The 15,504-nt window shown below is 43.9% G+C and carries 14 protein-coding genes, 16 tRNA genes and 1 rRNA gene; 3 read left to right on the top strand and 28 right to left on the bottom strand.

Features of this window, described 5'->3' with window-relative positions; genetic code table 11:
• Window positions 1–2: 2 nt before the first annotated feature.
• The gene (locus FU659_RS04420; protein ID WP_147946437.1) at window positions 3–227 is read right to left on the bottom strand and encodes a hypothetical protein; all 225 of its coding nucleotides are present in this window, start codon (window positions 225–227) and stop codon (window positions 3–5) included.
• 170 nt (window positions 228–397) lie between these two features.
• On the opposite strand from FU659_RS04420, the gene FU659_RS04415 reads away from it, so the two are divergent.
• Window positions 398–1,384, top strand: coding sequence for an RluA family pseudouridine synthase (locus FU659_RS04415; protein WP_147946436.1), 987 nt, complete (start codon window positions 398–400; stop codon window positions 1,382–1,384).
• Between the two features lie 44 nt (window positions 1,385–1,428).
• Here FU659_RS04415 and FU659_RS04410 read toward each other — a convergent pair whose 3' ends face one another.
• Window positions 1,429–2,160 carry a sensor histidine kinase gene (locus FU659_RS04410; protein WP_187273890.1) on the bottom strand — a complete coding sequence of 244 codons (732 nt, stop codon included), beginning with the start codon at window positions 2,158–2,160 and terminating at the stop codon, window positions 1,429–1,431.
• Window positions 2,157–2,411, bottom strand: coding sequence for a response regulator (locus FU659_RS04405; RefSeq protein WP_147946434.1), 255 nt, complete (start codon window positions 2,409–2,411; stop codon window positions 2,157–2,159). Before FU659_RS04405 ends, FU659_RS04410 begins: the two co-directional genes overlap by 4 nt.
• Before the next feature lie 19 nt (window positions 2,412–2,430).
• Here FU659_RS04405 and FU659_RS36235 point away from each other — a divergent pair, with 19 nt between their 5' ends.
• The gene (locus FU659_RS36235) at window positions 2,431–2,604 is read left to right on the top strand and encodes a hypothetical protein (protein ID WP_222708479.1); all 174 of its coding nucleotides are present in this window, start codon (window positions 2,431–2,433) and stop codon (window positions 2,602–2,604) included.
• On the opposite strand, the gene FU659_RS04400 is transcribed toward FU659_RS36235, so the two are convergent.
• Window positions 2,601–2,978, bottom strand: coding sequence for a hypothetical protein (locus tag FU659_RS04400; protein ID WP_147946433.1), 378 nt, complete (start codon window positions 2,976–2,978; stop codon window positions 2,601–2,603). The genes FU659_RS36235 and FU659_RS04400 overlap by 4 nt on opposite strands.
• Window positions 2,979–3,332: 354 nt before the next feature.
• Here FU659_RS04400 and FU659_RS04395 point away from each other — a divergent pair, with 354 nt between their 5' ends.
• Window positions 3,333–4,058, top strand: a complete 726-nt coding sequence (locus tag FU659_RS04395) for an alpha/beta fold hydrolase (RefSeq protein WP_261807605.1) — start codon at window positions 3,333–3,335, stop codon at window positions 4,056–4,058.
• Here the strand turns inward: FU659_RS04395 and FU659_RS04390 are convergent.
• From FU659_RS04390 to FU659_RS04275, 24 genes are all read right to left on the bottom strand, one after another.
• Window positions 4,048–5,262 (bottom strand): ROK family protein, encoded by a 1,215-nt coding sequence (locus tag FU659_RS04390; protein ID WP_147946431.1) that lies wholly within the window; start codon window positions 5,260–5,262, stop codon window positions 4,048–4,050. The genes FU659_RS04395 and FU659_RS04390 overlap by 11 nt on opposite strands.
• A 75-nt stretch (window positions 5,263–5,337) precedes the next feature.
• Entirely contained in the window at window positions 5,338–6,108 is a 771-nt protein-coding gene (locus FU659_RS04385) for a class I SAM-dependent methyltransferase (RefSeq protein WP_147946430.1), read from the bottom strand.
• A gap of 228 nt (window positions 6,109–6,336) precedes the next feature.
• Window positions 6,337–7,905 carry an ABC transporter substrate-binding protein gene (locus FU659_RS04380; protein ID WP_147946429.1) on the bottom strand — a complete coding sequence of 523 codons (1,569 nt, stop codon included), beginning with the start codon at window positions 7,903–7,905 and terminating at the stop codon, window positions 6,337–6,339.
• Between the two features lie 70 nt (window positions 7,906–7,975).
• A complete protein-coding gene (locus tag FU659_RS04375; protein WP_147946428.1) occupies window positions 7,976–8,887 on the bottom strand; it encodes a carbohydrate ABC transporter permease in 912 nt (303 codons plus the stop codon).
• A gap of 35 nt (window positions 8,888–8,922) precedes the next feature.
• Window positions 8,923–9,900, bottom strand: a complete 978-nt coding sequence (locus FU659_RS04370; protein WP_147946427.1) for an ABC transporter permease — start codon at window positions 9,898–9,900, stop codon at window positions 8,923–8,925.
• Between the two features lie 174 nt (window positions 9,901–10,074).
• On the bottom strand, window positions 10,075–11,691 hold the full coding sequence (locus tag FU659_RS04365; protein ID WP_147946426.1) for a response regulator: 1,617 nt from the start codon (window positions 11,689–11,691) through the stop codon (window positions 10,075–10,077).
• Complete coding sequence (locus FU659_RS04360) at window positions 11,681–13,453, bottom strand: sensor histidine kinase (protein WP_147946425.1); 1,773 nt, start codon at window positions 13,451–13,453, stop codon at window positions 11,681–11,683. The genes FU659_RS04365 and FU659_RS04360 overlap by 11 nt, the downstream gene beginning before the upstream one ends.
• A gap of 195 nt (window positions 13,454–13,648) precedes the next feature.
• Window positions 13,649–13,727, bottom strand: a tRNA-Leu gene (locus FU659_RS04355).
• A gap of 20 nt (window positions 13,728–13,747) precedes the next feature.
• A tRNA-Leu gene (locus FU659_RS04350) sits at window positions 13,748–13,836 on the bottom strand.
• 7 nt (window positions 13,837–13,843) lie between these two features.
• A tRNA-Cys gene (locus FU659_RS04345) sits at window positions 13,844–13,917 on the bottom strand.
• A 12-nt stretch (window positions 13,918–13,929) separates the two neighbouring features.
• Window positions 13,930–14,004, bottom strand: a tRNA-Gly gene (locus FU659_RS04340).
• Between the two features lie 8 nt (window positions 14,005–14,012).
• Window positions 14,013–14,084 (bottom strand) — tRNA-Gln (locus FU659_RS04335).
• 22 nt (window positions 14,085–14,106) lie between these two features.
• Window positions 14,107–14,179 (bottom strand) — tRNA-His (locus FU659_RS04330).
• A 20-nt stretch (window positions 14,180–14,199) separates the two neighbouring features.
• Window positions 14,200–14,273: transfer RNA gene (locus FU659_RS04325), tRNA-Trp, on the bottom strand.
• 12 nt (window positions 14,274–14,285) lie between these two features.
• Window positions 14,286–14,370 (bottom strand) — tRNA-Tyr (locus FU659_RS04320).
• Window positions 14,371–14,448: 78 nt separating this feature from the next.
• Window positions 14,449–14,524 (bottom strand) — tRNA-Thr (locus FU659_RS04315).
• Window positions 14,525–14,542: 18 nt separating this feature from the next.
• Window positions 14,543–14,618, bottom strand: a tRNA-Phe gene (locus tag FU659_RS04310).
• 26 nt (window positions 14,619–14,644) lie between these two features.
• Window positions 14,645–14,721 (bottom strand) — tRNA-Asp (locus tag FU659_RS04305).
• 28 nt (window positions 14,722–14,749) lie between these two features.
• A tRNA-Met gene (locus FU659_RS04300) sits at window positions 14,750–14,826 on the bottom strand.
• Between the two features lie 80 nt (window positions 14,827–14,906).
• Window positions 14,907–14,982, bottom strand: a tRNA-Val gene (locus FU659_RS04295).
• 14 nt (window positions 14,983–14,996) lie between these two features.
• A tRNA-Glu gene (locus FU659_RS04290) sits at window positions 14,997–15,071 on the bottom strand.
• 15 nt (window positions 15,072–15,086) lie between these two features.
• Window positions 15,087–15,178 (bottom strand) — tRNA-Ser (locus FU659_RS04285).
• Window positions 15,179–15,181: 3 nt separating this feature from the next.
• Window positions 15,182–15,257, bottom strand: a tRNA-Asn gene (locus FU659_RS04280).
• 146 nt (window positions 15,258–15,403) lie between these two features.
• A 23S ribosomal RNA gene (locus FU659_RS04275) occupies window positions 15,404–15,504 on the bottom strand; the annotation flags it as partial.

Here is a 15,504-nt window from a genome sequence, read left to right as displayed (position 1 = left end):
CACTATAGAACCATGTCATCCTTCAAATATGGCGCCTCATAGGGGAACTGCACATAAGAAGCTTCCCCTATCTCATTCCTCCAACGTTCTGCCTGCGAATAGAGCTGCTCTTCGACTTCCCGCATTCTCAGTTGCAAATCCCCCGTCGGATCTTCTACTCCGCTAAGTAAAGCTTTTTGCAGCGAATTTCTCTCTTCAAACCATTGCGTTAATTGATACAGCAGCATCGTGGAATTTTCTCCTTCTCGTAGCCCCTATTTTGCTTTATAGTCTTCCCCCTCTACGACATATCCATACTTTTCGTAAGAGTAGCGCTCTTTAGCGTTTCTTTTGCTTTTCCTAACGTGGTATATTGTATGGAGAATATGGTGGACGATCGCACAGGAGGTTTTACAAGATGCAAAAGAAACCAAATAAACAACTGAACCAAAAGCCGAAATTCAGGCCCAGCCCCAGCCAGGGTCAGAATCCATCGAAAAGCAGTTCGGAACCGAACGTAAGACAATATACGGTCAAGGAAGCTTCCGAATTGCTGCCTTTTTTAATAGATAAGCTTTCCAGTTTAGGACGAAATGCCGTCAAAGCCATTCTTGCCCGTGGACAAGTTTCTGTGAATGGCAAAGCGACAACGGCCTATAATTTCCCTCTGGTTCCAGGGCAAACCGTGATAGTCAGCAAAGATAAATTAGTCGAAGACATTCCACTGGCAGGCATGACCATTATGTATGAGGATGACGATGTCATTGTTGTTCAAAAGGATGCCGGCCTCCTCTCGATCGCAGCGAATACGCAGGAAAATGAAGTAACGGCTTATCGCCAACTGACCGCGCATGTGCGCAATCACGACCCGAAAGCCCGTATTTTCGTTGTGCATAGACTAGATCGTGATACATCCGGTGTGATGATGTTTGCCAAAACCGAGAAAGCCCAGCAGCATCTGCAAAACACTTGGCAAGAAAGTGTGAAAGAGCGCACTTATGTCGCTTTGGTAGAAGGTTCTGTGAGAAAACCGGAGGGTACGATTACATCGTGGCTCAAGGAACATGCCAAATCACTCAAAATGTTCTCTACACCTTATCCCAATGACGGCCAACACGCCGTTACCCATTACAAAACGATTCAAACCAACCGAAGCTTTTCGCTGCTTGAAGTGAATCTGGAGACCGGTCGTAAAAATCAAATTCGTGTGCACATGCAAGATATCGGTCACCCCGTTGTCGGAGACAAGAAATACGGTTCGAAAACAAAGGAAATCGGCCGACTAGGACTTCACGCGCGCGTGCTGGCCTTCTTGCATCCCACTACCGGTGAGCTTATGCGTTATGAGACGCCGATTCCCAAATTGTTTATGAACCCGTTTAAGGAAAATGCCCCATTAAAATAAAGCATACTAAAAAACCGTCCGAGATATCTCGGGCGGTTTTCATATTAATAAATAGGAATCGTAAACCAAAACCGACTTCCTTTCTCTTTTTGACTCTCTACGCCTATGGCACCGCCATGTAAATGAACAATAGACTTGGCGATCGCAAGTCCCAATCCCGCTCCGCCACTCGCACGCGTTCTTGATGGGTCTGCACGATAAAACCGATCAAAAATTTTAATGTGATCGCTCTCCTCCATGCCTTCACCTTGATCCTCAATATCCAAACGTACAAACTGATCAGAAATCTGTTCTGCCTTCAGACGAATGGTCCCTCCAAACGGAGAATAGCGTATCGCATTGTGCAGAATGTTGGACAGCACCCGCTTCATTTCCTGCGGCATGATAGCCACGGGAGGCAGTCGATCCGGCAAATCAACTTCTATCTTCAGTTGTTTCTCCTCCAAATGAAAAGCTAAGCTTTGCAAGCCATCGAGCAGCAAATGGTCAACATCATACCGTTCAGGCGCAAAGACAGTCCCCCCGGCATCCAACTGCGAAAGCTTAAATAATTCTTGAATCAAGCCATCCAAGCGCCCTGTTTCGAGCCGGATCGTTTGCAAATACCGATCAAAGGTTGCTTTATCCTGAATCACATCATCCTGCAAAGCCTCAACGAAGGCTTGGATCGAGGCCATTGGTGTCCGCAAGTCATGGGAAACATTCGCTATAAGCTCTTTACGAGAAGCCTCTGCTGTTCTCAATTTCTGAAAGCTCTCATTCAGATTGCTCGTCATTTGATTAAATTGTGCAGCCAATCGTTGGAATTCGGCAGGTCGTTGCGAATTTCTTCGCAAACTTGCCAGCCGTTTTTGCCAGGCATCATGAGGTCAAGAAGAATAAGCTGCGGTCTATGCAGCCTCCACAAACGGATGGCTTCCTCGCCATTCGTCGCAGCAATGACCTGATATCCTTCCCGCTGCAGATACACCGTGCATACATCGATAATATTCGTTTCATCATCAACGACAAGAACGAGTGAGCTCATACGTTTTCCTCCTCAAGCTTTGAAATTAGTATACCGTAAAAAAATCAAACAAAGCTTACATATGTATAACAATTGCATCAAGCTGTTCGGTCATAGCGTAGTGCTGGTCTTTTCCTTACAGATGAAAAAAGAAAAAGGTAAAATCGCGTCGAAACGGATTTTACCTTTTATGAATGATTGCCGATCCGTTTAACCACCAATTCGAATTTTGCGGTATGTATCAATGAAAGAGAGTACATCCACCCTTTTCCCCCTCTTTTTCGCAACTCTAGCCATTTTCACTAAAGTCGTCCAAAACTCATCAAGGACAGGCGACTCGAACTCGTTCTCTTTTGTTTCTTGGGTTAAGTTCTTCTTGAAAGAAGCACCTTCATCCGAAATGAGGTATTGAATCTGACTTCTTTTCCACTGCTCACCAGAGACATAACTGACGCCAATTTCACGCATTTTTTTACGTACGGATGTAACAGGGCGCGCTAGCTCCCTCGCGATAACAACTGGGGGACATTCTGCGGAAAGGCGGATAAGCTTGTCCAATTCTTGGGTGGACCATGGTTTTTTTGTCATCTCGATAACCCCATCTCACTAAATTAAATGTTTCATACTTCGCTTTAAATGGTTACTAACAAGAGGTATAATCTGAGAATACCAATGAAATGTTAAAGAAGTATGAGTTAACCATAATGAAAGTATGAAGACATAACTTTTTCGCTATTTATCTACATTCTGCTCCCTTAGAACTACTATCGGTATGTCATCTGGGACTTTATGAGTGGTAAATATGTCCAATTGGTTGATGGAGCCATGCAGCAATTGAAATATCCTATATTTCATAAAGGGAGTGCGATCGTACATGAAAAAAACGATTAACGCGCCGAATTATTTGTAGAAGAAAGAGGGCAAGGCTCACCTGTCATCCTCTTGCATGGCTTTCCGCTGGATCATCACATGTGGCACTGGCAAGTCGATGCTTTAGCCGGAAATTATCGCGTGATTACACCAGATTTACGTGGACTAGGCCAATCAGAGGTACCGACAACGAATATCTCTTTGGACCAGTATGCCGATGATATCCTTGCCTTCATGGATCAAATGGGTATACAAAAAGCCGCTCTCGGCGGCTTCTCAATGGGCGGATATGTAGCATTTGCTCTACTGCGTAAAGCCCCTGAGCGCTTCTCAGCGGTCATACTGGCAAATACGCGACCAGAAGCCGACGGACACGACGCTCGTAAAAATCGGTTACATATGGCCATCTCTTTATACGACAATGGAGCGATTGCAGCTAGAGATGCTATGCTGCCTAAGCTGCTGACGGAACAAACGAGAAGAGATCATCCTACGCTGGTGGAAAACTTAAACACGGTTATGGAATCAATGTCCCCTGAAGGACTTATCCATGCATGTTTGGCTATGGCATACCGCGGCGATTCGGCTAACCTTCTCAGCTCCATTAAGGTGCCGGTACTCGTTATCGCGGGTGAGCAGGATGCTATCGCTCCCCCTGAGATCATGAAGAAAATGGCTGAACAAATTCCGAATGCAAGCTTTCATGTCATACCGGCTGCCTCTCATTTAACGCCGCTGGAGAAGCCCGAAGCTTTTAATGCTCATCTCGTGAACTTTCTTAACAACATTACAGTTTAACCAGTTGGTTCATAACTAGCACCGCTGCTCCCATAGCAAGAGCTTCTTCACCTAACTGCCCTTTACTGAATACAACCTGATACGCAGGGTAGTAATACGCTTTACGTATGGCCACTTGTGTCGCGATTTGAAAGAACAACTCGCCTTCTGCAATTAAGGGCCCTCCCAAAATCACTTTCTCGGGATGTAAAATATTTAATAAATTGGCCAGTCCAATGCCAAAATAAGTCGCTGCTTCCGAAATGATCTCCACAACAAGGGGATCATTTTTTTTGAGCGCCTGTAAGACGTGGGAGTAGGTTAACTGTTCCGGATCATGGATCAAATGGGAGAGTAGGGTTGATCTTCCTTGTTTGAGTGCAGAGCGTGCCGCTTTTTCAATCGCATATAAGGAAGCATACGACTCTAACGCTCCGTAGTTGCCGGAAGTGTCACGATGAGGGACACCATCGGTCTGAATAATCATCTGTCCGACAGAGCCTTCCATATCGACTGCGCCGTAAATGAGCTTTCCTTCAGAAACCATTGAAGAGCGTAAGCCAATACCGGCATGTATATAGAGCAAATGCTTAAAGCTTTGTGTGCGTTGGTACCAAGATTCAGCCAGAATGGCTGTATTTGCACCGTTATCAAGTAACGCTGGAATACCTAGCTGCTCTGTTAGACGTCTGCAAATTTCAACATTTCGCCAGCCATTGGCAGGGAAATAGGACGGCTCCAGAATCACACCTGACTGGCGATCTACAGGTCCAACCGCGCCAATGCCAATTCCAAGCAGCATGGATTTATCGATCTGATGCTGAGCGAGCATGCGGTGAGCTTCTTCCGTAATCAGCCGAATGAGCTCATCCGGTGTCATTTCAGCAGTCATGGTCCAGCTTTTGGCATCCAGCTTTGTCATTGCTAAATCTACAAGCACAAGCTTTGACAGCGTTCTGGATATTTCTAAACCAAATATGTAGGCATAGGCCGGATTCTTTTCGTAAAGAATCGGCCTACGCCCCCCCGTCGAAGCACCGAAACCGGACTCAAGAATGAGTCCAAGCGTCGTTAGCTCTTCTAACAATCGTGTTAATGTAGAAACAGTCAAACCGCTTTGATCTAACAGCTCTGTTTTGGAAACGGTTGTTTGACGGCAAATCCGCTCATAAATTTCTTTCGCTTTCCGATTCGGAATACGTTCTGTTAGGACTTCCACATTCAAAAGACACTACCCCCAATGATAATCTTTCTCAAATAATTCGCCATTAGGGGGTGCGATTCCTGCCTCTCTTTGTTCTTAACTCTTAGAACCTATCATGAGTGTGTACCCCATATAAGGATGATATTTATTGACAAGCTCATCGTATCTCGCCGTTATTTGCCAAACCCGCGGGTCCATGAACGATTGTTTATCCGATAAATGTACTGGGTCGGGATGCTGGACTTGGTCTTCGAACATTGTCAACGGGAAAGGGTGTGCACCGGAGAACTCAACTGGGCTGAAGTTACTGCTTTCAAGCAGTTGTTTCCATTCATCCATGCTGTAAATTTTATTCACCCCATAGAAGCTGCACAAAGCACGGTGTACCCCTACTGTCATCTCCTTGACCCGAATCACTTCGCGATCATAAAGCTTTCCTCCCGGCTTTAAGACCCTATAGTATTCGGAGACAGCTTTCTGCGCATCAGCAAAGTTCGTCACTGACTCCACCAAGACAACATCAAACGTATGATCCTCAAACGGCAATTGACAAACATCGCCCTCCAAGAAACGAACATCAACTTTCTGTTGAATACCTCTTTTGATCGCTTTCACAATCATTTCAGGACGAATATCGACGGCAGTCACCTGGCAGCCTTGTTCGGCCAAGTAGCAAGCGGTCCTGCCAGTTCCGCATCCAACTTCCAATACATGCTTCCCCTTCTCTATGGGGTACTTGCGCAATTGTTCAACCGTCTCCCCGAACCCACCGGGATGCGCGTTACCTACGCCCAGCTTTGCTAACATATCTAAATATTCGATAGCACCTACACCTCCACGTTTGATGCACTTTCTCTTTTCTACCATATGGGGTGGGAATGCCTCTTGTTCAGCCGCTAGCTTGATTTTCGTAAAAAAGGCTCTCGCCTAAAGGTCCTCCCCTCTTTCGCTGATGCAAGGATAAACGACTTCGTCGTCCTTCAGGGACGAGCGAGTTTGTCATGGTAGATGCGAAGCAAATGTATAGACATATACTTCTTATCTACGAACAAAAAAGCTGGAGCCAAGGGCTCCAACTCTTTTGCAACTTCATGCTTACTTTTTATTTGCCGCTAAGAAGGCATCCAATTGTTTTTGTTTCTCTGCAATAATTTTATCCACACCGGCAGCTTTCAATTTTTCCAGGAACTTAGGAATGACTTCGTCCGGATCTACCGAGCCTGCTGAAAGTGCTGGACCATATTGGTTGCCGATGTTGGCGCAAGCCGCAATTTCATTTTTAACCGGTTCGCTGTCAAATGCAAAACCAAGTGCTGGAGATTTCACGCCTTTCGCGTTAAAATCTTTGAATTTTTGCCATTTGTTTGGATCTTCATTTGTCCAAAGGTAGTTCAGGAATTGGTTACCTAGTTCCCACTGTGCGCCTGGGTTATAGCCTGTATCTTGTGCTGTCTTGCCCGGTGGCAGATCAATCACCGTATCGGATTTTTTTACATAGTGTTTACCTTCAATACCAAAGTTGATCAAGTTATTGAACGTTTTATCCGCATGCAGAAGGTTAATCACTTTCATAGCCAAATCTGGATGTTTGGATGTTTTGGAAATAGCCAACATCGCGCCGGAAGCATCCCCTGTTGAAATCGTAGGCACTGTTAAGTCCAACTGTGTTAATTTAAAACCTACATACCCTTCCGTTTCAGCATCTTTACCCGGTTTTAGTCCATCTGTCCACATAAACACCTTGCCTGCTTTTGCTTGATCTTTCGGGAATACAGTCGTTGTTGCTGCATCTTTATTAACGTAGCCCGCCTTGTAGTAAGATCGGATAAGCTTAGCTGCTTCTTTGTACTCCGGTGTTTCCAATGCATTTAATACTTTTGTAGCTTTGCCTGTTTTCGAAATTACGCCTGGTACGGAAGCATCACCGAGATAATCCCAATCCAGGTTATCCAGAATACCACTGCTGCCGCCATTTCCTTGGTTCGAAATAAACCATGGAGTAATACCCGGCTCGTTGTCTTTCACTGTTTTGAGCAGAGGCTCAAGATCTTTCCAAGTCTTTACGTTCGTCAGATCCATTTTATATTTATCTACAAGATCTTTACGCAAGAGAACGCCGCGAGTAGCTGCCAACTCTTTGTTCGTTGGAATTCCGTAATTTTTACCGTTAATTTTGGATCCTTCCAAGAAAGCAGGGTCCAAGTTTTTCACAATGTCTTGACCGTTCTTAGCTAACAAATCGTTCAAGGGCAAGAATGCGCCTTTCGCAACGTTAACCGTATAATTTTGCCATGCAGCTGTGAAAATAATGTCCGCTTCTTCGCCGGAGGCGATCATCAAATTCAGTTTATCGTTCCATTGACCGAAATCAATCGCATTGATTTTAATTGTCGCATTTAATTTGTCTTTCAAATATTTATTCGCTTCTTCTTCAACAGACTTCACATCTTTTTGTTCTGCGCCTGGATAGTAAAGCGTCACCAATTCTGTTTTACCGCTAGCTTTGGCTTCCGGTGTGGCTGCAACGGCAGTCGTTGCTGCGGCAGTTGCAGCAGGTGACGCTTTTGTGCCGGTTGTCTCCGTTTTAGCGCAACCAACCGTAACCATGCTAACGAGCATCATGCTTGAAAGTGCGGTTAACATTGTTTTGTTACTTCTCTTCATTTAAAACCCTCCTTAGATATGTTTGTATAAATGAATACTAACCTATATAGAAACCGGGATAAACCCGGGGCTAGCCTTTTACCGCACCAATCGTTAGCCCTCTTACGAAATAGCGTTGAAAGAACGGATAAGCGATTACGACTGGACCGATACCGACAACCGCCATTGCCATTTGAAGCGTTCGGGATGGCAGATCAATCTGACCGCCTCCGCTCGAAATTCCGTTCAATACGGCAGAGTTCGAAGTAATGTATTGAATGTTAAGCAGTGTTTTGTACATCAAATATTGCAAGCTAATATTATGACTATCACTGATGAAAACCAAGCTAAGAAACCAATCATTCCAGTAATTCACCGTATTGAACAGAGCTATTGTGCCAAGAACCGGCAAGGATAGAGGAAGAACAATTTTTAAAAAAGTTTTCAATTCACTGGCACCATCGATCCTAGCTGATTCAAGCAAAGAACTTGGAATCGTTGTTACAAAAAAAGTGCGCATCACGATAACGAAGAAAGGAGTCATTAATAGCGGTAAAATGAGTGACCAGACCGTGTTTTTTACATGCAGGATATTGACATAAACCAGATACCAAGGCACCAAGCCGCCGTTGAACAACATCGTGAAGAAAATGAAGAAAGCAAAGGCATTTCGATATTTCAAATCTTCCCTGGATAACGGATACGCATATAAGGCGATTAAGATTAAACTGAGGACTGAACCCACAACAGTTACGAATATCGAGATCCCATAAGAACGTAGAATCTGACTAAAATCCTTGAACAAGATTTCGTAAGCCTTTAGACTTAAATGTTCTGGAAAAAACTTAAACCCATTCGCAATAATCGATGTTTCATCTGAAAATGAAACCGAAATGACCAAGATAAGCGGTGCGATGCATAAGATAGCTATGACTATAAACAACAAATGCACGAACACATCAAGTCCACTAACTTTTCTACTTTGTGTAAATGTTTGTGACATCTATAAACCCCCTAGCGCTGACAATTGTGTATGGTTTAGAATAAGGCATTTTCCTTACTGACCTTGCGGACAAGCTTGTTGCTGGCAAGGATCAGAACAAAGCCTACAATAGCTTGGTATAAGCCTGCTGCGGATGACATCCCAATATCTCCGTTGATTAAGAATGTACGATACACGTATGTATCAATAACATTCGTTGTTGGAAATAACGGTCCTGAATTTAAAGGAACTTGATAAAACAGTCCAAAGTCGGAGTAAAAAATTCGTCCAATAGCTAACAGCGTAGTAATAATAATTAGCGGATAAAGCAGCGGTATCGTGATATAACGAAATTGCTGCATTTTCGTCGCTCCATCCAAAGTAGCTGCCTCATACAATTCCTGATCGAAGCCGACGATCGCTGCCAGATAGATGACTGACGAATAGCCAACATATTTCCAAGTGTTAACGATCGGAAGGATAAGAGTCCAGTAACTTGATTCTGAATACCAGTCAATGCCTTCAAAACCAAGCGGCTCCAGAATGGATTTATTAATAAATCCGGTTTCCATACTCAGAAAGCCTAGTACTACGTAGCCCACAACTACCATCGATAAAAAGTAAGGCAGAAATACGATCGATTGATAAAATTTCGATAAAAACTTCTTCTTTACTTCGTTTAATAGGATTGCAATGGTCACACCGAAAATGAGATTAAGTATGATAAATAACCCGTTATACAATAACGTATTTCTAGTAATCGTCCATGCATCGGCTGTAGCAAACAAATACTTGAAATTATCAAATCCCGCCCATGGACTGCCGAGGATTCCATCCGTGTAATTAATTTTTTTGAAAGCAATGATGATACCAAACATAGGCAAATAATTGTTAAGCAGTAAATAAAGCACGCCTGGCAGCAGCATGAAATATAGCGCTTTCTTTTGTGAAAAATAGCTCGTTTTTTTTGTCGATCCAACCCGTAATTGATCACTGATCTTTGCAGGCAGCTGTTGAGCTTCTGCTTTGCTCATTGATGTTCCCCCTATCTGCTCCGAGTTCGTATGTTTGTGTCTCTCGCTTATAAGTTCATTATAGGGGGGGATTTGTTTGCACTCTATAACTCATTGTGACCTCATTTCTTCTACTTTGGTTACTTTCTCGCATAAAAAAGAGCCATTCCCGATGGAAACGGACGATGGCTCATCTTAATGCTGCTGTTCTTTCCGATATTCTCTTGGCGTTCGACCTGTGGATTTTTTAAACATTTTCGTGAAATAAGGGACGTTTTCATAGCCCACTATTTCTGCGATGTCGCCAATTTTCAACTGAGATGTAGTTAACAGCTCCTTCGATTTGTCGATTCGTCGGGCAAGCATGTAGTCGGTCAAAGAGCTGCCTGTCTCCTTTTTAAATAATCGGGACAAATAAGCTGGATTAAAGTGAACGTACTCAGCAATTTGTTCACGGGTAATATCCTCCCGCAAATGATCGTCTATATAGGATGAAATCTTTTGAATAACAGAGGCTTCTCCTTTTTCGTGGGTAATAATGTAGTCCATGCTGTTTAATATGACACGATAACACCAAGCCTTGAACTGAAGGAATGAACGCGTCACCGATGCGCTATCGGACAGATCCCGGGGAGCCAGCACCTCCTGTATGGTAAAGCCACGCTTATGAAATACTTGAAAAATCATATGCACCAATGCATGAAATGAAGATTCAAGTGTTTCTATCGTTAGACTAGGCTCAGCCTCCAACATGGAGAATATTTCATCCAGCTTATGTCTTACATCCTCCTTGCTGCCTAAATCAAATAATACGGATATCCCCGACACCCACGGAATCGAAAAGGTCTGTCCAGCAGGTCCGCGGCGTTCTCCGAAGGAAATAACGCTGTTCGCTTGGGTGATGTTACTGCGCTCTGTCTCCAGCAGCTCTACATACATTTCCAGAAGGCCGTTAAACTCTATCTCTTCACCCAAGTAACAGCTTAAATTACAGTAGAAATAATGATTGCATGAACGAATGTAATGCTTACAACGATCTATAAGTTCCTTGGCATTCAAAGCTTGAGCATGATCCTGAGGTAAATAAAACAGAACCAGATTATTGCCTCCTCGATCCTGAAGCACGACCCCAGCATGGCTAGCCAAAATGATTTCTCCGGCAGCATTGCGCAGCGCATATTCCATAATGTCTTCATCCCGCGCACTTAACTCTTTTTTCCACAACTCTACCGATATCAGTACTGGCAAGACATAACTATCTGGTGAAAAACTTAACTCATACGAAGCAATTAATGACGATAGAGACGAACGAGAAGGAACCACTCGCCTAGAAAGGAGATCCTGCCAAAACTTTTCTTCCAGTAACGGCTTATGTGTTTGAAATAACGAATAATAACGCTGCTGCACTTCATTGAAACTTTGGGCTTCACGCTTCTCCGTGATTTTCTCGATAGCCCGTTTGACGACCGTTTTAAGCTCATCATAATCAAAAGGCTTTAACATGTAATCAAATGACCCTGCTTGCAACGCAGTTCGCGTATACGAGAAGTCTGCATGACCAGTAAGAAATATCGTCTCCGTCGAGGGAGAATTCACTTTTACCCATTTAATTAACTCAAGCCCATTCCTATTGGGCATTTCAATATCACATATCATCACATCAATTGGTGACTGTAGCAGTCTTTCCACAGCCTCTTCTGAGTCAAAGGCCTCATAAACATGCCCAATGCCTAGCTCCTTCCAATCAATGCCTTGCGTGACGCCCTGCACCGCGTAGAATTCATCGTCTACAACTAATAAATTATATGTCATCGGTCTTCTCAACCTTCTCTTCTAAATAAACTGCGGGAATGCGGATTTGTACGATCGCACCACCATTTACTGCATTGCTGAATACTAATTGTGCCCGATCCCCGTACCGCATTTGCAGCCGTAATAAAACATTATGTAACCCCAGATGCTCGCTGCTTGAATGATCGTTTAAATAATTTGTTTGCAGCCTTTTCAGTATTTCGGGCGTGAAGCCGACCCCATTGTCCTGCACACAGACCCAAACATTAGTTTCCTCATTGCCGTCAATCCATAAAGATTCCTCGTGTATATCGATTTGGATAACAAAAAGTTGACGACGGTTCATAAAGCCATGAATAATTGAGTTCTCTACTAAGGTTTGAATCGTGAGTGGCAAAATAGAACACCCGGCCAAGGAATCAGGGAGATTAATCTCATACGTCAGTTTATTCGGAAAACGAAGCTTCTGGATTTCTAAATAATTACGAATATGTTTGATTTCCGCTTCCAAAGTCACTGTACGACGAGACGTTGTTATATTAAAACGGAAATATTCCGCTAAATATCTAGCCATTTTCTGTATAACATCATATTGCTTGGTCGCTGCTAGACTCGTAATGATATTCAAAGAGTTTAAGTAAAAATGGGGTTTGATCTGTACTTGCAAATGCTTGAATTCAGCCTCTTTGGTTAGCAACTGCTGCTCATACACATCTATTTTGAGATTGCTTATTTCGCCGACCATGTTATTAAACGTTCGAATGACGAAAGCGAATTCCGTCGTATTATCTTGCTCTAACCTGACATCCCAATCCCCTCTTGTAATTCTTTGCATGCCTCGAATTAACTTCTTCATCGGGGTAAGCAGTACTTTTCGCACAAAAACAAAATAAAACGACAGAATCAGCAATCCCCCCAAGGGAATTACGTAGATGGCTAAACGAAAAAAAGGCAAATTTTTCAACATGCTTGCTTCTGGTATAAGAACTACATACTTGATAGGAACCATAATCGAAGGAATGTCGACAATCAGGTAAGAACGTCCATCTTTGTAATCGGTTACAGTTTGAAAAGGCTTCGCTGCCTTTTGCGGAGGATTAGCAATGATAGAAATTTGTGAGTGTGTAAGCTTCGTATCCGATGCTACCGTTCCATCAGATATCATAATCGCAGAACCGCCACCATTGTCCGCATCCAGAAACTTTAATGGCTCAGCCACCGTATCCGCTTTAATCCAGCAACCTACAACCAAATTATTATTTCTAATTAACTTCATAAATGCCGTCTCATTACCTACTTTAATAACCTGCCAGGCCCCTGTGGTCTGGGTTGCATCGTCATGAGGATGAGCCTCAATATAATCCCCAATCACCTTTTCGTTCAAATAATAGTCCGATCGTGTGTTTAATACAATATCCTTGTCCTTAATGTTATACAAAAATATCGTATCGATTACTTGGAAATAACCTAAATCAACCTGAAAACGAGTAAATATTTTTTGCTTAGTCAGCATATAATCATCGGTGCCATATTCCATAAAATTCAACCAGTTCACATCCGGCTCACGGTCATTAACCAAATTCAAATAGTTGTTAATCTCCTTCATTTGTTTATCCACTTGCTTGACATAATCAGCTAGTAAGTTTTTATTCGCACTGGATACCTGTTCACGTACGACGCTAATTGCATACAAATTATTATAAAACAAGAAAATGATAAGTGGAGAAATAATAATTACGAATCCGGCTACAAATTTAAAAGTCAGAGATTTTCTCCAGTTCAATGATTATCGCATCCTTCTCTTAACCATTGTAAAATTACTCTTCTAGGGTAGATAGAATTAGTTTCGTTTTAATGGAAGTTTGTGGAATAATTATAGCATGCTGGCTGTAAACTACAACTTTGACTCTAAAAACTTTTTTGTATGCAAAAAAAGACCCTGAAGGATGTTATCATCTCTCAGGATCTTTCTTTATTATACCGGCAAGAGGACTCGAACCTCCACCCTTTCGGACTCGATTTTGAGTCGAGCGCGTCTGCCATTCCGCCATGCCGGCATATTACTTTGTAAAACTTATGGTGCCGAAGACCAGACTTGAACTGGTACGGTAGTCACCTACCGCAGGATTTTAAGTCCTGTGCGTCTGCCGATTCCGCCACTCCGGCTTGTACGTGGAGGCGCCACCCAGATTCGAACTGGGGGTAAAGCTTTTGCAGAGCTCTGCCTTACCACTTGGCTATGGCGCCTTAAAAATTAAATGGAGCGGAAGACGGGGATCGAACCCGCGACCCTCGCCTTGGCAAGGCGATGCTCTACCGCTGAGCCACTTCCGCATATAAAACTGGGGATCAAGGATTTGAACCTTGGCATGACGGAGTCAAAGTCCGTTGCCTTACCGCTTGGCTAATCCCCAATGCTTGCTTTTAAAAATAATGGGCGGACGACGGGACTTGAACCCGCGAATGCTGGATCCACAAACCAGTGCGTTAACCCCTTCGCCACGACCGCCACAATATGAAGTTACTTTTTGGCAGGGGCAGCAGGAATTGAACCCACACCAAAGGTTTTGGAGACCTTTGTTCTACCCTTAAACTATGCCCCTAGAAAAAGTAAATGGTGGAGGCTGATGGATTCGAACCACCGAACTCGGAGAGAGCAGATTTACAGTCTGCCGTGTTTAGCCACTTCACTAAGCCTCCATGATATAAATCCTTACCGGGCCCCGAAAAAGTAATCGGCATTGCTACAAAGCTTAGCTTCACTTTTTTTGGGATTTGTGGTGCCGTCGAGAGGACTTGAACCCCCAACCTACTGATTACAAGTCAGTTGCTCTACCAGTTGAGCTACAACGGCTTATTCAATTAAGAAAAATGGTGGCTCGGGACGGAATCGAACCGCCGACACGAGGATTTTCAGTCCTCTGCTCTACCGACTGAGCTACCGAGCCAAGCTTTGTTGCTAATGCCATAAAAATGGCGGAGCTGACGGGATTCGAACCCGCGGTCTCCTGCGTGACAGGCAGGCATGTTAGGCCACTACACCACAGCTCCGTGTTTATCATGACCTCATTTAAGAGGTTGGTTGCGGGGGCAGGATTTGAACCTGCGGCCTTCGGGTTATGAGCCCGACGAGCTACCGGGCTGCTCCACCCCGCGTCATTAAAAGCATGTTTCTTATATTCCCCGAAAAAGTAATCGGCGTTGCTACAAAGCTGCACTTCACTTTTTTGGGTAAATGGTGGAGGCTGACGGGATCGAACCGCCGACCCTCTGCTTGTAAGGCAGATGCTCTCCCAGCTGAGCTAAGCCTCCATGGTAAGTAAAAATGGTGACCCGTAGGGGATTCGAACCCCTGTAACCTCCGTGAAAGGGAGGTGTCTTAACCGCTTGACCAACGGGCCTTACATAAAGAGTAGTGGCGGAGAGAGAGGGATTCGAACCCTCGAGACGCTTGTGACGCCTACACGATTTCCAATCGTGCTCCTTCGGCCAGCTCGGACACCTCTCCATATGGCTCCCCGAACAGGACTCGAACCTGTGACAACTCGATTAACAGTCGAGTGCTCTACCAACTGAGCTATCAGGGAATAGAAACATTGATGACTTCAAGGTTTATTCCTTGAAAACTAGATACGAAACTTGCGTAAAGTTAGATTTGCTTAGGTTTGTTCTTGGGCCCCAATCAAGTATTCGGAATTTGCTACAAAGCTTATCTTCACTTGGTTGGGATTGTTTGGTTAAGCCCTCGACCGATTAGTATTCGTCAGCTGCATACGTTGCCGCACTTCCACCTCGAACCTATCAACCTCGTCGTCTACAAGGGGTCTTACATAC

It is taken from the genome of Paenibacillus sp. N3.4, assembly GCF_008017805.1.
Classification (GTDB): Bacteria; Bacillota; Bacilli; order Paenibacillales; family NBRC-103111; genus Paenibacillus_E.
Note: the sequence above shows the minus strand (reverse complement) of the source record. Positions and strands in the feature narration are given on the sequence as shown.

Bases quoted from the DNA above. Each gene is read 5' to 3' on its own strand.
- FU659_RS04375 (WP_147946428.1), bottom strand. From the start codon at position 8,887: ATGTCACAAACATTTACACAAAGTAGAAAAGTTAGTGGACTTGATGTG.
- FU659_RS04400 (WP_147946433.1), bottom strand. From the start codon at position 2,978: ATGACAAAAAAACCATGGTCCACCCAAGAATTGGACAAGCTTATCCGC.
- FU659_RS04385 (WP_147946430.1), bottom strand. From the start codon at position 6,108: ATGGTAGAAAAGAGAAAGTGCATCAAACGTGGAGGTGTAGGTGCTATC.
- FU659_RS04380 (WP_147946429.1), bottom strand. From the start codon at position 7,905: ATGAAGAGAAGTAACAAAACAATGTTAACCGCACTTTCAAGCATGATG.
- FU659_RS04365 (WP_147946426.1), bottom strand. From the start codon at position 11,691: ATGACATATAATTTATTAGTTGTAGACGATGAATTCTACGCGGTGCAG.
- FU659_RS04405 (WP_147946434.1), bottom strand. From the start codon at position 2,411: ATGAGCTCACTCGTTCTTGTCGTTGATGATGAAACGAATATTATCGAT.
- FU659_RS04415 (WP_147946436.1), top strand. From the start codon at position 398: ATGCAAAAGAAACCAAATAAACAACTGAACCAAAAGCCGAAATTCAGG.
- FU659_RS04370 (WP_147946427.1), bottom strand. From the start codon at position 9,900: ATGAGCAAAGCAGAAGCTCAACAGCTGCCTGCAAAGATCAGTGATCAA.
- FU659_RS04420 (WP_147946437.1), bottom strand. From the start codon at position 227: ATGCTGCTGTATCAATTAACGCAATGGTTTGAAGAGAGAAATTCGCTG.
- FU659_RS04410 (WP_187273890.1), bottom strand. From the start codon at position 2,160: ATGACGAGCAATCTGAATGAGAGCTTTCAGAAATTGAGAACAGCAGAG.